Origin of the sequence: Methylobacter svalbardensis (genome assembly GCF_037671525.1) — a bacterium.
Lineage (GTDB): Bacteria > Pseudomonadota > Gammaproteobacteria > Methylococcales > Methylomonadaceae > Methylobacter_A > Methylobacter_A svalbardensis.
In genome coordinates this window covers 1-14,876 of sequence record NZ_JAWPOH010000070.1, presented here as the reverse complement: position 1 = coordinate 14,876, position 14,876 = coordinate 1, and the positions used below count along the sequence as shown (strand labels likewise).

The window sequence follows — 14,876 nt, the reverse complement described above, 5'->3', positions numbered from 1 at the left end:
TTGTTGGCAGGATTATGGATATTCCTTTCTATGCAGGAGGTGTTGGATTGTTACTCCCATGAGGAGCTTGCCGCTTTGCAAGAAACAGCTCAGGATTTCCTAATGTGACTTGTGTAGATAGCTATGCACAGATCCAGTGTTCAGTGGCATCGGGATGGACGACTCGATATTTATCATGCAAATCGCTGCCGTCGGCCAATATCCGTTGCAAGGTTTCACTGACCCGTTGTTTATCGTCCGGATGGAGGCAGTCCAAAAATCGTTGCAAGTTCAGTGTTTCGTCAATAGAAACGCCGTAAAGATTTCGAGTTTTATCTGTTGCCCAGATCGTATCCCGCCGAATATTCCAAACCCAAAGGCCAATGTTAGCCGCTTCGGCAGCCAGGCGCATTTGTTCCTCCCGGGCTTGCAGGGCTTGTACGGCATATTGGCGCTCTATAACATTGGCAAACACATCAGCCATTAACCCAAGACCACGCACGACATCATCGCTCCAATGCCGAGGATATGCCGAAGCAAAACCGATCCTACCGATAAAATTCCCGCCCACTATAAACGGAAAGATCAGTTCGGCTCTCACCCCATAACGAAGAAAACCCTCTCTATCCATTGCTGCTTCGGCAGGTAAGTCATCCACGTCATGCATGATCACGGGTTGACCTTCAATTAGAATTCGGGTTATGTAAGGGCCTTCTGACATCAGCGATGAGGCTTCCCACGGTTTTGTACCGGGTTTGGCATAGGCAAATTTAGAATAAAAATCCTGACCGTCAGGGGTAACCAAACCTAAGCTAATTTGATCTAAATCCAGATTTTCACCAATCAGGCCCAGGCTTTCTTGAATTGCCTGGTCCATCATGTCGGGCTGGACGCGGACAAAACTAGCGGAAAGCTCTGCCAGCAAGGATTGAAATCGTAGATGTTCTTCGATTTCGATCAGAGTCTTGTTATTGTTTTTATGGCTCATCGATATAGGCTTTATGTTTTAACTGAAGGGAATAGAGTAACTTAAGGGGCATGAAAAAGCGTTCAGCGCACATTTTCCAGCAGCCGATTAATCTGATGCGCGACGTCCGGCGTATTCAGAATGTCCATATGCGATTTTGGATAGCCATAAACGCGGTCGGCTTCGTCTTGCGCTTCGGCTCGTAATTCGCTGGCCAAACTGACAGTGCCCGCGATTGGAAACCCGCTATTAATCAGTTTATGATTATGTACCAGGACAGGATGCCTAATTTTAAGTAGAGGCAGTTTACACGGATTTTTTTACCCTCCCGGCTTGATCTCCTTTGCCCCGGCACGAACAGCCTGAGCAAATTGAGCGTCCACATCCTCCACGGATACATACAGAGCAACCGACGAGCCGCCCAGCGACTGGGGACTGCTGAACGCGCCTTGTTCACAAGGATCGGCCAGCATGATGGAGGAATCGCCGATTTTAATTTCGGCGTGTCCAATTTGGCTGCTTGGCTGCGATAAACGGAATATTTCAATAGCATCGAACGCCCGCTTGTAAAAGTCGATGGCCTCGGCTGCCCCCTTAATCATCAGGTATGGCGTTACGGAGTGATAGCAATCTGGAATCGGTTTTACTGTCATGATGTTTCTCCTTAGGGATGAAGAAATTACAAAAATACCGTTTACTTATCCACCCTACAATTAAATCGGTATGTTTACAGTTTACTCTCCCTTAATTAAAATGCTTAGCGCGGAACTAATCGGTGTGCTGCTACGTCTTCCGCCGATAATTCGTTGTCATGACCAAGCTCCATTCTCCGTTTTCGCCCAGCAAGTATGAGCTATGTATGCGTTGGTAGTCGTTTGGAAACTCAATCACGTCTTTGTACGTTGCCAGCTTTCCCTCATCAGCGCAGTTTGGGCCTTCGCTATTGAGCGTCAGCACTTTCCCTTCCGCGTCCAACGTTCCTTCGTACAGCCATAGGTGGGCCATCATTGAACCTATCCAAGTTCCCACATATTTTTGTTTCTGCGGATCATAGCCGAGCGTCATCACCATGGTCGCTATGCCGCAGCCGGGCATCTCGCACTGACTTTCGGACAGCACCCAAATGCCTCCCAGCGAGCGCACGCATTCCGTTCCATTGAAATTTTCAGACGGCTTGTCGGCTCCCATAGAGCACTCGGACTCATACATCCATTCGCCAACGAACTGTTGCAACCATTCGTGTTCTTTTTGCGGTTCGGTTTTCATCGGTATTCTCCTGTATCTTGATTGTTAAGGTTTAACTGCATTTTTAGCCTTGATTTATTGCTTCAGGCTCCATGTAGATAAGTTCCCAAATATGTCCATCCAAATCCTGAAATCCATGCCCATACATAAAACCGTGATCCTGCGGTTCGTTATAAGTGGTTCCACCGGCGGCGATTGCCTTGCGAACCATTTCATCGACTTGTTCCCGGTTCTCGACCGTTAAGCACACCAGAACCTCCGTGTATTTCGTGGCATCGCAAATGTCTTTGGGCGTAAAAACCTTGAACTTGGCCTCGGTTAACAGCATGACGAAAATGTCTTCGGCCACAATCATGCAGGTGGCGGTCTCGTCAGTAAATTGGGGATTAAATGTGAAACCGAGTTGAGTAAAAAACCCTATCGACTTATTAAGGTTTTTTACCGGTAGATTGACGAAAATTTTAGTAACCATGCTTTCTCCAGCTGACAGTAGATTGCACCATGGCATATCGGCAACACGGCGCTGACACTCGTTATCACCGGCAGTTCAAAGCGGCGCTATATAGCGTCTTGTCAGGCTCGGCCTTTAGCGGCATAGCTGGTCATCAGGCTTTGGTAGATCGGGGTATGGTCGCAAAGGAGCTTGCCAAAGCCCTGGATGTCGTTGCGCCAGTCGCGGTGCAGCTCGGAACCCACAGCGAACCAATCCAGCAGTTGCACCCCTGCGGTCGCCATCCGAAGCCATGCAGCCTCACGGCTGGCTTGGTTGAATGTGCCGGACGCATCGGTGACGACGAATACCTCGTAGCCCGCTTCCAACGCGGAGAGCGCAGGGAATGCCACGCAGACCTCGGTCACGATGCCGGCAATGATCAGTTGCTTGCGGCCGGTGTCCTTCACCGCCTTGACGAAGTCCTCGTTGTCCCAGGCGTTGATTTGGCCGGGGCGGGCGATGAACGGGGCGTTGGGGAACATTTCTTTCAGCTCGGGCACGATGGGGCCGTTCGGCCCTTCCTCGAAACTGGTGGTAAGGATAGTCGGCAGATTGAAGAACTTCGCCATATCGGCCAAGGCCAGAATACTATTCTTGAATTCGCTGGGCGGATAGTCCTGTACCAACGCAGTCAGGCCGGACTGGTGATCCACGAAGAGAACCGCCGCATCTTCCTTGGAAATGCGACTGTACTTGTAAGTGCTGTTCATGATGTCACCTCTTTCATGGTTCCGATGTGGGCATACAGGGTGTAGTAAAATCTGGGAACTTTGCCTTGTTGCTATTTAGTTCCTGTACAATTTTTTCTTAAAATATCAATATTTAAGCGGAGCGCACAATTCGTATAAACACCTACGCACGCTAGCTTACAGTCGCAGTGGCCAGAAATAGTAAAGTCTGTTTAGGGGAGGTTAGAATGTATCAAGCTCCAACCAAGTGCGGTCGGGTGCAGGCAGGTAAGCGGTTATTTTGTTAAGGAACGCGCATTTTATTTTGTGCGCGTTCCTAAGCGAGCTTGCTCATTTCGTTATGCAGCCATCGTTCCAGGACTTTGAGCACATAAGCCTGTTCATCCGGAGCAAGAGCGCGGCCTCTTGCTATGCCATGCCATTTTTCCAGGCAGCCGCGGCAGCAACAGGCCGTTGCATGTTGTGCTACAAAAACCGGATGGCCTCGAAAAGGGGTTTGTTTGCCATCATTTTGAAGCACTGCCGGCGCCAGACGTTTTGCGACAAAGTCTCCGGCATGAACGATAACCGTTGGCAGCCCTTTAGTGCGCAAATAGACAAGATCTTTGCCTTGGAGGTGAAACTTGCTGCGGAAAGGTGACTTTGAGAGGGTCTCAAAGAGCTTGTCTAAATTTCTCATCAGGGTGTTTTATAGCTTCTGTTTTTATGGTTTTATTATGGGCGGATGTTTTATCATGAATCAAGTTCTGAATCCTGATTGAGTGCTTATATGAATATCCACGAGCAAAGACATCGCGGCATGCATCTGAATGACCAAGCATTATTTAGCGGTGAACAATTGCATCGTTTACACGATGCAGTGTATGAATTCTGCTGGTTGCTGGATCGCGGTTATGCGCGGCATTCGGTTATCCGATTGGTAGGCGACCACCATCAGCTTACCAAACGTCAACGTTTGGCTATTTCCAGGGCAGCCTGTTCGAGCAGTAACCGCGAGTTAAGAAAGGCAACCTGCCTTCGGATGGAACAAACCAAAGATCGGCAATTGGTTATTGACGGGTTTAATCTGGTTATTTCCGTTGAAACGGCGATGGCGGGAGGATTATTGCTACGTTGCTGCGATGGCTGTATACGGGATATTGCCAGTATTCATGGGACTTACCGACTGGTGCATGAAACCCGGCAGGCAATTGAGCTCATTGGCAATGTGCTGCAAGATTTTTCTCCTGCGAGCGTGTTGTGGTTGTTCGACAAACCCGTCTCCAATAGCGGACGGCTTGCCGAGATGGTACGGGATATTGCCAAGGTTCATTGCTGGAACTGGCAGGCGGAGTTGATTGGCAATCCGGATCAGGTCATTCGGAATAGCGGTAAAGTTGCTATCACCTCCGATTCGGCGATATTGGACGGAGGGGTGCAGTGGTTAAATTTGGGCGCTTATTTGATAACACATCATTTTCATGAATCCTGGCTGCTTGATTTTTCAGATGCTTTGAATAAAACCTGAGATATTGTGGTTGGAACGGTACGCATAGGCGTAGGCTTATGCCGACAGGTTGATTTTTGTTCCAAGATGGTCTGTATTACCATTGTGGGTGTCTTGATTTTTCTGCAACAATTCGGCCTGTGCCTGTGCGGCCATTGCCATTGCACTGGCTGCAACTTGCATATCAGAACCGGAAGGTTGGGACGGAGACAGGGCGGCTCTTCTGATGGTGTCGGCTTTGCGTAATGTTGCGGCCGGGTCGCCTGAAACCGGAGAGGTATCGATGCTGACTTCGCCGCCAATTGCATACTGAATTCCGTCGGGGCCTTGCTGATATTCAAAACTGGCGCCACCGGTGGCAATGCTGCCTGCCGCAGCCAGATGCGCTGCTTCATGAGTCCTGACTTCAGCGTCCCTTTGCCTAAGTTCGCTGATGACCTTCAGGTCGGATTCGGAAATTCCCCCGGTTTTTTTATCGCCCGTTGATGTGGAAGCATCAGTTTTTAATGCGAGATCTTTTTGAACGTCCTGATCTGAATTGGTTGTAGAGGCAGCCGGTGGCTTCTGAGAATAATCAGTTTGTTGAACAGCGGGTCTATTACCGGCTATGGATGAAATCATGATGCACCTTCACATCAGATGAATAATTTCGAGTTTAATAAACAAACAATCAATAGTCTATCGATAAGTTAAAAATAAATAAATTAACGTATAATGCTCATTTATCCAATGCGGTTAAGCCGTTCGGCCTTTGGTCCTGAGCACAGTCGAAGGGTCGCCACGAACGCGTTTAACTTGATGACATTGTCATTTTACCCGGCTGTTTTTTGATGTCCACCCCCGATCTTTTCAAGCAACTCACCCATCAGTTAACGCAGTGCCTTAACCAGGACAGACACGTATTAAAGCGGCAGTTAGACCGCTGTCGCAGCAAAAACTCCGTAGAAGAATTAAATGCGCTGGCGAGCCGTATTGAAAGATCGGTTGCCGCCAGAAACAAGCGCCTAGCCAGTTTCCCCGTGCTTACCTTTCCCGATTTGCCGGTCACCGGCAAAAAAGACGACATCGCCAAGCTGATACAGGAAAACCAGGTAGTGATACTGTGCGGTGAAACCGGCTCCGGTAAGACCACGCAGCTGCCCAAGATTTGCCTGTCGATAGGCCGGGGAGCGGCAGGGTTTATCGGCCATACCCAGCCCCGGCGTATTGCGGCGCGCACTGTCGCCGACCGTATCGCGGAAGAGCTCGGCGAACCGATGGGCAAGTCGGTCGGCTACAAAATCCGTTTTAACGACAAAACCCACTCTGAATCGTTGGTTAAGCTGATGACCGATGGTATTTTGCTGGCCGAGTCGCAAAACGATCCTTATTTGAATCAATACGACACCATCATTATCGATGAGGCGCATGAGCGCAGCTTGAACATCGATTTTCTGATCGGTTACATGAAGTGGCTGCTGCCAAAACGTCCCGATTTAAAGCTGATCATCACTTCGGCAACCATCGATACGCAACGCTTTTCCACGCATTATAACAATGCGCCGATTATCGAAGTGTCGGGGCGCACTTATCCGGTGGAAATGCGCTATCGACCTATCGAGCAACGAGAGGAAGAAGACGACCAATCCGCCGGGAGCGGATTGGCACGCACCGCGCCCGAAGGAGCAAGGGCAGGGGCAGCCCTTGATGACCAATCCGCCGGGAGCGGATTGGCACGCATCGCGCCCAAAGGGGCAAGGGCAGGGACAGCCCTTGATGAAACTACGGATGACTTGCAAAACGCGATACTGGATGCGGTTGACGAGCTGTACCGGGATTTGCGCGGCGATATCCTGATTTTCCTTAGCGGCGAGCGGGAAATCAGGGAAACCACCGATTCGCTGAAAAAGCATCATCCGACCCAATATGAAATCCTGCCGCTGTATTCAAAACTCAGCGTCAGCGAGCAGGAGCGGGTGTTCAAACCCAAAGGCGGCAAGCTGCGCATCGTGCTGGCGACCAACGTCGCGGAAACCTCGTTGACGGTTCCGGGCATCCGCTGCGTAATCGATACCGGCCACGCGCGTATCAGCCGCTACAGCCATCGCAGTAAAATCCAGCGTTTGCCGATCGAGCGCATCTCGCAATCCAGTGCCAACCAAAGGGCAGGGCGCTGCGGCCGCGTCGCCGAGGGCATCTGCATCCGGCTGTATTCGCACGACGATTATCTGGCGAGGCCGGAGTTCACCGAGCCGGAAATCATGCGCACCAATTTGTCTGCGGTTATTTTGCAGATGATTTCGTTGAATCTCGGCGACATCGAAGACTTCCCGTTCATTGAGCCGCCCGAAGACAAGATGATCCGCGACGGCAAAACCGTGCTGCATGAAGTCAACGCGCTGGATAAATCCGGCAAGCTGACCGAAGTAGGCAAGCAGCTGGCCAAATTCCCGACCGACCCGAAGCTTGCCAGGATGCTGATCGCCGCCGCGCATGAGCATTGCCTGACCGAAGTTGCGATTATCGTTTCCGCGTTGAGCGTGCAAGACCCTAGGGAAAAGCCTGCCGATAAAATGCAGCAGGCCGACGCCAAACACGCGGCGTTTCGTCATCCCGAGTCCGATTTTTTAACCATCTTAAATATCTGGAACACTTACGAAGAGCAGAAAAAACACCTGTCCAACAGCAAGCTGCGCAAATACTGCACCGACAATTTCCTGTCTTATATGCGGATGCGCGAGTGGTTCGACATCCACGGGCAAATCATGCAGGTGGTTAAGGGCGATTTAAAAATGCACCCGAACACCGATGAGCCGGGTTATGACCAATCCGCCCGGAGCGGATTGGCACGCACAGCGCCCGAAGAGGAACGGGCAGGGACAGCCCGTTATGACCAATCTGCCGGGAGCGGATTGGCACGCACAGCGCTCGAAGAGGAACGGGCAGGGACAGCCCGTTATGATCAATCTGCCGGGAGCGGATTGGCACGCACAGCGCCCGAAGGGGAACGGGCAGGGACAGCCCGTTATGACCAATCTGCCGGGAGCGGATTGGCACGCACAGCGCTCGAAGAGGAACGGGCAGGGATAGCCCGTTATGACCAATCTGCCGGGAGCGGATTGGCACGCACAGCGCCCGAAGGGGAACGGGCAGGGACAGCCCGTTATGAAAAAATCCATCGCGCCTTATTAACGGGCTTGCTGTCCAATATCGGTTTCCGCCATGAGCAATACGAGTATCTGGGCGCACGAGGCCTGAAATTCTTCATATTCCCCGGTTCCGGCCTGCATAAGCTCAAGCCCAAATGGATCATGGCGGCGGAGCAGGTCGAAACCAGCAAGGTTTACGCGCGCAATGTCGCCAGAATCGAGCCGGAATGGATAGAGCAATGCGCCGAGCATCTGGTCAAACACAATTATTACGACCCGCATTGGGAAAAGAAAGGCGCGCGCTGCATGGTCTCTGCACGCACCTTGCTCTACGGCTTGACACTGCAAACCGGGCGCAAGATTCCTTATGACCATGTCGATCCCAAAGCCGCTCGGGAGATTTTTATCCGCTCGGCGCTGGTCGATCATGATTACCACAGCAACGCGCGGTTTTATGTCGCCAACCAGAAACTGCTTGAAGAAGTGGGCATGATCCAGCATAAAGGCCGCCGGGTCGATCTGGTCGAAGATGAGCAGTGGCTGTATGAATTCTACGACAGCAAGCTGCCGCCCGAGGTAGTCAGCGGCATTACGCTGGATACCTGGCGCAAGACGGCCGAACGCGCCAATCCCAAGATCCTGTTTTTAACCAAGGAGGATTTGACGCGGGATCAGGAGCAGGATTATGTCAACGAATGGGATTTCCCGGACAGCAAGAAGATCGGCAACCTGACCATTCCGCTGCAATACCGGTTCGAGCCGGGGCATGATGAAGACGGGGTCACGGCGATCGTCCCGGTGCATCAATTGAATCAGGTCTCGCAAACGTCTTTCGACTGGCTGGTGCCGGGCTTGCTGGAAGAAAAATGCATCGCGCTGATTAAATCCCTGCCCAAGAACATCAGGAAACATTTTGTGCCGGTGCCCGAAACCGTCAAGCAATGTCTTGAAATCGAGCCGGATTTTAAAGGGGCGTTGCAGGAATGGCTGGGCAACCGCTTAAGAAAACTGACCGGCGAGGCGATTCCGTTAAATGCCTGGAATACCGAAGCCCTGACCGATCACTTGAGGATGAATTTCAGGGTCATAGACGATCAAGGCCAGTTGCTGGATTACGGGCGCGACCTGAAAAAATTGCAGCTCAAGCATACCGCCAAAGCCGGAGACAGCTTCGACCAGATTGCCGCCGACGAGCTGAACTACACCGGCTGCATCGGCTGGGCGTTCGACGACCTGCCGGAGACTTACCAGTTTATCCAGAAGGGGCAGTCCTTTGTCGGATTCCCCGCAATCATCGACGAAGGCGATGCGGTCGGCGTGCGTATTTTCGACACCGAGCAAAAAGCCGCATTACAGCATCAGGCCGGATTAATGCGCCTGTTTCAGCTGCAACTGCGCAAGGAATGCACCTATGTGAGCAAAAACATGCCGAAGTCGGCGGCCGCAGAATTGACCTATAACCGCTTGCCGAAGCATCCGCTGATTGGCGAAGATGCGGATGCATCGTATAAAGACGACATGCTGTATTTAGCCCTGTACGGCGTATTTATTGAAGGCCGAACCATCCGCACCCAACAGGCTTTTGAGCAAAGTCTGCAAGCCAACAAAGCGGGACTGATCGGCGCCGCCAATGAAGCCGGGAAAATCGCGCTGGAAATCATGGAGCTGTACGGCGCTATCAAAACGCAGTTGAGCCGCCTGAATGCGAATGATCCGCTGGCGAAAGACATTAACGAACAGCTGGACTTGATGATCTATGCTGGATTCATCCGCAACACGCCTTATCAGCAGCTCAAAGCCATCCCGCGCTATTTGAAGGCCGTGCAATACCGTCTGGATAAACGGGATAACAGTCTGCAAAAAGTTCAGGAAGTCAGCCGTTATGCGATTCGGTATTGGAAGGACGTGGAGAAGAAAGCCAAAAAAGACAAGGTCATACCGGAACAAGACCCATTCCGCTGGATGCTTGAGGAGTTTAGGGTATCGCTATTCGCCCAGCAGCTTAAAACCGCTTATCCGGTTTCTGCAAAGCGGATGGATAAGTCTTGGGATGATAGGGGATACTAGCGTATTACACCATTGGAAGCCTGATGACTTGATCGGGGCGTTGGTTCCGAATGGCTTGTTTTAATCGCGGGCTCGTCCGCGAAGCAGAGATACTTTCTTTTGCGTCGCCAAAAGAAAGTATCCAAAGAAAAGGCGACCCCCACACCACGACAATCCCTGCGCTTCTCGATTTTTAATGGGTTTGCCGGAAAGCGCTTCCCAGCCCCTCTGGCAAATGGACAGCGGCAAAACGACACGCGAACATGATTCGTCGTTATGGCCGTGCTCTAGCCGGTGCCCGCTGCCCCCGCTGCCCCCGCTGGCCATTGGCAGACAAAGTAGCTGAAGTGAAAGAGCTGTTGAAGCCAGGGGCGCGACGCTTAAATACTTGCCGCCTTATAGTCCTGACCTGAACCCGATTGAACAGATATTTGCCAAACTGAAAGCATTGTTGCGTAAGGTCGCAGAACGAACTTATGACAAGCTCTGGCAGGCTATCGGCCAAATCATGCCGATGAATGCCTGAATTATTTTAAAAACGCAGGTTATGCTTCTGACTAACGGAAAAATGCTCTAGATACCGTAAACCTTTCTGACTGATATTGGGTTAACTACAATACCCCCTGGGACATAACGGCCGCTAACCCGAGGCGACTCCTTTAAATTTCTTTATGATTAGCCGTCAAAGCTGGCAATGACTTGGCCAGCTTCATGATGCCATAACCCAAGACTATATAAAGCAGGGCAGAACTGACATAAGGCGGGTAATACTGGGCTACCCGTGCAAAATATTGTCCCCAGGATAAATCCGGATAACGGCCTGAAAACAAATAAAAGCTGCCGTTTGAAATGGCGAATGCAGCCGACGCCGCCAGCGTCACCACACCAAACTGCATTAAAAGTACAGTCGGTTTCAACGATTTAAACGCCGAACAGTAGCGGCCTGCAAACCACATGACCGCATAAGTGGGAATCAGGAAAACATAAGCAGGCGACACGCACCAGCTGCTGGTGCCGTTTGCGATGGCAATGTAATCGATCAATCCGGCCAGAACCAGCAAGAAGGGAAACAAAGCCTTTTTGCGGTAAAAACCGGCAAAGAAAAAAACCGCCAACGAGGCATCGGGCAGATGCCAGACGTCGCCAAAGTGGTGAAAGCGCGTCAGTGCCATCAGCGCGATCAGCGGAATAGGTAAATACTCGGCTTGCAGCCATTGTTTTATGTTCATGATGTTGTTCCCCTTAGGTTAGTTGTTGTAGTGGATTGAAACAAAGAAGTTCCGGTCTGCGGTATTGTAGGTGTTAATGGTTTGATACTGTTTATCCAGCAGGTTATTCAGCTTTGCGCTTAGCATCCAGTTTTTATTTAAATGATAGGCCGAGCGTAAATCAACGGTTACGTAACCGGCAACCTTGGTTCTGTTCAGCGCGTCATCAAAACGGTCGGATTGAGCCAGCACCTTAGCGCCCAGATCAAACTGTCCGAATGAGCGCGATAAATCATAAGATAAGGTTTTTTCAGCCCGGCGCGGCAGTCGCGCATTAGTCTCCCGGTTTTTAGGGCTTAACAGGCTCATGTTCAACTTGCTGTTCCAGCCCATCAACTGCGTGCCGATTTCGGCTTCAATGCCGTCAATTTGCGCCTTGCCGACATTTTCCGCGCTGGCTAGAAAGGTAGTCGGGTTTGTTACCGTCACGATCAAGTTATCGATATTGGTATGGTAAGCGCGAACTTCCCATTGCAGCCAATCATGGTCACCGGCCAATCCCGCTTCGAAAGACGTTGATTGTTCGGCTTTCAGCGAGGGATTGCCGAATCCGGGAAAATAAAGCTGGTTAAATGACGGTGCTTTGAATGCATTGCCAAAGCCGGCAAACGGACTGATGCCGTAGCCCCCGTTATAACGCCAACCGAAATTGCCGGTCAGCTGTTCGCCAAAGGCCTCGTTTTTATCCCCGCGTACCGATGCGTTGATAAAGTGATTGTCCAGAATGCGGCTGTGCAACTCGGTAAAAATGCCTGCATCATAACGGGATCTTTCGTTGTAGGCGGTTGAGCTGTCGACCTGATCCAGCCGGTAATCGGAACCGATAACCAACCGGTGATCGTCGGACAACGCAACTTCATTCAGCCAGCTGGCGTTCCAGCGGGTACTGCTAAAGCGGCTGGAAAATGTCCCGTCAGGCGCAAAGTTGTCGCCGTCGTCGCGGCTTTGTCCCAAGCGCAGTAGTGAGCGCCAGTTATCGACAATATTCATGCTGGCGGTAGTGCCGACGGTTTGTTCGACAAATTCGGTTTTATTTTGGAAGTTACCGTCAAACTCGGATTTTCCCTCAGCCCGCATAAAAAACGCCTCAACTTCGGCACTGTTGTCAAAACGGTGGCCTGCTCGGGCATTCAGCGCGGTGTTCAGGTAACCGTCCTTGTCCGGCTGATTAACGCCGAAGCGTCCGGGGATAGGCTGCCGGGAATTAAAACCCTGAGAACCGAACTGCGATGAACCCAAGCCATACCAGCTGTTTTTCCATTTGCCGCTGACCGTATCGGAAACGCGGTAAGTATCATAAGAGCCGCCTCCCGCATCCAGGGTGACGCTGGGCTTCTCATTTTGTCCGCCTTTGCGGGTGAATATCTGGATAACCCCGCCTATCGCTTCCGAACCGTAAAGGCTCGACTGAGGCCCGCGAATGATTTCCACCCGCTCGACCTGATCGAGCGGAATAAATTGAAAGGGGGTAGTGCCGGAGGTGACGGAGCCGATTTTGATGCCGTCAATCAATACCAGTACGTGGTCGGAATTGGTTCCGCGCATGTAAATATTGGTATCCTTCCCGTAGCCGCCGCTTTGCGACATGTCGATTCCGGTCGTGCCGCTTAGCAGTTCCGGCAGGGTTTTAGCCTGCAGGCGCTCAATATCCTTACGGGTATAGACAGTGGCCGCAGCCGCCAGCTGGTTTTTAGCGGTCTCTGTCCGGGTTGCGGTAACAACCAGATCGGGAAGATTTTGCACAGTTTCCTGCGCATGTAATTGGGTAGTAAAACCCGTGAGCAATAATGAGCCGAAGATGAGTTTTTGCATATGTCCTCTCTGCGCCGCCCGCGCATGATGGTTGCTTTACACAACAGAGGACAAACGAGAGATGACGCGGAGCTAGACTGTCACTTTCGCAGACAGCCCTCCGCTGTACCGAATTAAACTTTCGGGCCGGTCTCCGGACTTATAAGTGGCGTTAGCCTGAATCATCACCTTCCCATGCGTGAACACAGTGGCATCTCGATGAAACTTTTACTTATATACCGTTGCGGGGGCAGCGTCGGATTTGGCCTAAACCTTACCGACTTCCCGTTTAACCATTGGGTCTGAAAAACCCTCTGGAACCTGAAAGCAGGGATGATTATAAGGGGTAGGGAGGATAAAGCAAATTTACGAGTTGGTAGGCTAAAGTATACAAGGGGGGTTAAACCAGTTCACCCTGAGTCGTGAGCTTGTCGAATGATCTACCTGTGGAGTAGGCAGATTTGGATATGATGATGCAAAGAGTGTTTAGATTTTGTGTGATTAGCTTCCAAACTAGAGCATTTCTCCATTAGTCAGAAGCATAGCCTGCGTTTTTAAAATAATTCAGGCATTCGTCGGCGTGGAACTGATCGATGATTTGGCCGGTACCCGCCGATCTGCTTAGGATGAATGCGGCCGGTCTGTCGCCAATACTGATGAACGTTTGACACAAAGGCAGGACTGACTTGATAGAGCGCGCTGACTTCGCGTGTCGTTTTGCCGCTGTCAACGGCATTCGCCGCAAGCAGTCGCAAATCTTCTGAATAAGGACGGGGCATTGTCGGCTACCTCGGTGACTGCTAAATTTTGCTATTTTAACAATAGATTTGATCATACGTAATGGATAATTGCTCTAGGTCCGAATTTGACCATTTCACCGCCACCGCAAACATTATGGAATATCGAAATGCCTGCGGCGCGATAATAACATTTTACTAAAATGAAAATGACTATCTTAACTTTTTAATAAATTGGTCTGGGTAATAGAGAGTCTTGCCTATTAAATTTTAAAATATTACTTTTTAATAAAGTAATAATAGCCGCCGAATTTTCCTTTCAGGGTCATGTTTTTGTCGTCTTTGTCTACTAAAGTAAATAGGTCGAATCTGTTATTTCCGACAAGATAAACCTTTAACTTACCATCGTCTATTTCGTAATTTACGGGCGGTTGATCATAGTATGTGCCATCACGTGGAATATGCAAGATTGTTACTTTATCATTTTTAAATACCCAGGTATCTTCTCTCTTGACAGCATCTTTATCGGTTATAAAATTTTTGCTGTGTTCCAGTTTCCAGGTACCTTCTACTTCTTTTGTAGATTGCAGGGTAATATCAGCATAAACAGCACTTGTAAAGACAGATAAAATTAATAGCCCAGTTGCTAGATTTGTTTTTTTCATGTTTACTTTCCTAATCTTAATTTAAATAATAAAGCGAATTATTCTGTTCGCATGCTTTAGAGAATCCAAGTATTTTTGTATCGCGCAACAGAAGCTTGAAGACGATCCAGCCACTACGGGAGAAGGAGCGCTAAGCTTTAAAGCGCCGTTCGATACCTCGGTATCGAAGCCAAGTATGCGCCCGAAAGAGTTGGATAAACAGCGGTTTGTTATGTGCCGTTGGAAGAGGCTGTTTTTAAGGGACGTTATTTAACCCATCTCCTTACACACAAGTTGTTAAGATTTAGTAAAGTAGAATCATTTTAGCTATGAATTGGGCAAATACAGAATTTCGTAATTTAGATTTAGGTGATAAACGACTAAAGAATAGAGCCATAAAGCT

At 50.2% G+C, this 14,876-nt stretch carries 15 protein-coding genes, 1 pseudogene and 1 riboswitch; of the genes and pseudogenes, 4 read left to right on the top strand and 12 right to left on the bottom strand.

The genetic code is table 11. From position 1 onward, the window contains the following. Positions 1–121 precede the first annotated feature (121 nt). The 7 genes from RW114_RS17485 to RW114_RS17455 all read right to left on the bottom strand — a co-directional run bounded on the left by RW114_RS17485 (position 122) and on the right by RW114_RS17455 (position 4,052). Complete coding sequence (locus RW114_RS17485) at positions 122–967, bottom strand: GAF domain-containing protein (protein WP_340124046.1); 846 nt, start codon at positions 965–967, stop codon at positions 122–124. A gap of 62 nt (positions 968–1,029) precedes the next feature. Then, positions 1,030–1,164 (bottom strand): hypothetical protein, encoded by a 135-nt coding sequence (locus RW114_RS17480; protein ID WP_340124045.1) that lies wholly within the window; start codon positions 1,162–1,164, stop codon positions 1,030–1,032. 102 nt (positions 1,165–1,266) lie between these two features. Beyond that, positions 1,267–1,599: a VOC family protein gene (locus RW114_RS17475; RefSeq protein ID WP_340124044.1), complete on the bottom strand. Its 333-nt coding sequence runs from the start codon at positions 1,597–1,599 to the stop codon at positions 1,267–1,269. 130 nt (positions 1,600–1,729) lie between these two features. After that, positions 1,730–2,212, bottom strand: a complete 483-nt coding sequence (locus RW114_RS17470; protein ID WP_340124043.1) for a DUF1579 domain-containing protein — start codon at positions 2,210–2,212, stop codon at positions 1,730–1,732. Positions 2,213–2,255: 43 nt separating this feature from the next. Then, positions 2,256–2,663, bottom strand: a complete 408-nt coding sequence (locus RW114_RS17465; RefSeq protein ID WP_340124042.1) for a VOC family protein — start codon at positions 2,661–2,663, stop codon at positions 2,256–2,258. Between the two features lie 101 nt (positions 2,664–2,764). Further along, a complete protein-coding gene (ycaC, locus tag RW114_RS17460) occupies positions 2,765–3,394 on the bottom strand; it encodes an isochorismate family cysteine hydrolase YcaC (RefSeq protein ID WP_340124041.1) in 630 nt (209 codons plus the stop codon). A 295-nt stretch (positions 3,395–3,689) separates the two neighbouring features. Continuing rightward, positions 3,690–4,052 carry a DUF4186 domain-containing protein gene (locus tag RW114_RS17455; protein WP_340124040.1) on the bottom strand — a complete coding sequence of 121 codons (363 nt, stop codon included), beginning with the start codon at positions 4,050–4,052 and terminating at the stop codon, positions 3,690–3,692. A 90-nt stretch (positions 4,053–4,142) separates the two neighbouring features. Here RW114_RS17455 and RW114_RS17450 point away from each other — a divergent pair, with 90 nt between their 5' ends. Then, entirely contained in the window at positions 4,143–4,880 is a 738-nt protein-coding gene (locus tag RW114_RS17450; protein WP_340124039.1) for a DUF434 domain-containing protein, read from the top strand. A gap of 36 nt (positions 4,881–4,916) precedes the next feature. Here RW114_RS17450 and RW114_RS17445 read toward each other — a convergent pair whose 3' ends face one another. Continuing rightward, the gene (locus tag RW114_RS17445) at positions 4,917–5,480 is read right to left on the bottom strand and encodes a putative metalloprotease CJM1_0395 family protein (RefSeq protein ID WP_340124038.1); all 564 of its coding nucleotides are present in this window, start codon (positions 5,478–5,480) and stop codon (positions 4,917–4,919) included. 209 nt (positions 5,481–5,689) lie between these two features. Between RW114_RS17445 and RW114_RS17440 the strand changes: the two genes are divergently transcribed. Next, positions 5,690–10,054, top strand: a complete 4,365-nt coding sequence (locus RW114_RS17440; protein WP_340124037.1) for a DUF3418 domain-containing protein — start codon at positions 5,690–5,692, stop codon at positions 10,052–10,054. A 334-nt stretch (positions 10,055–10,388) separates the two neighbouring features. Continuing rightward, a pseudogene (locus RW114_RS17435) lies at positions 10,389–10,594 on the top strand (transposase); the annotation flags it as partial. Between the two features lie 98 nt (positions 10,595–10,692). Here RW114_RS17435 and RW114_RS17430 read toward each other — a convergent pair. The 4 genes from RW114_RS17430 to RW114_RS17415 form a co-directional block, all read right to left on the bottom strand. Beyond that, positions 10,693–11,262, bottom strand: a complete 570-nt coding sequence (locus RW114_RS17430; protein ID WP_340124036.1) for a hypothetical protein — start codon at positions 11,260–11,262, stop codon at positions 10,693–10,695. A gap of 18 nt (positions 11,263–11,280) precedes the next feature. Beyond that, positions 11,281–13,113, bottom strand: coding sequence for a TonB-dependent receptor domain-containing protein (locus RW114_RS17425; RefSeq protein ID WP_340124035.1), 1,833 nt, complete (start codon positions 13,111–13,113; stop codon positions 11,281–11,283). 107 nt (positions 13,114–13,220) lie between these two features. Beyond that, positions 13,221–13,432, bottom strand: a riboswitch (cobalamin riboswitch). Positions 13,433–13,646: 214 nt separating this feature from the next. Further along, positions 13,647–13,871 carry a helix-turn-helix domain-containing protein gene (locus RW114_RS17420; protein WP_340124034.1) on the bottom strand — a complete coding sequence of 75 codons (225 nt, stop codon included), beginning with the start codon at positions 13,869–13,871 and terminating at the stop codon, positions 13,647–13,649. Positions 13,872–14,107: 236 nt separating this feature from the next. Beyond that, positions 14,108–14,494: a hypothetical protein gene (locus RW114_RS17415; RefSeq protein WP_340124033.1), complete on the bottom strand. Its 387-nt coding sequence runs from the start codon at positions 14,492–14,494 to the stop codon at positions 14,108–14,110. A gap of 308 nt (positions 14,495–14,802) precedes the next feature. Between RW114_RS17415 and RW114_RS21035 the strand changes: the two genes are divergently transcribed. Next, the coding region (locus RW114_RS21035; RefSeq protein ID WP_422614835.1) for an IS4/Tn5 family transposase DNA-binding protein at positions 14,803–14,876 on the top strand (74 nt) is incomplete at its 3' end.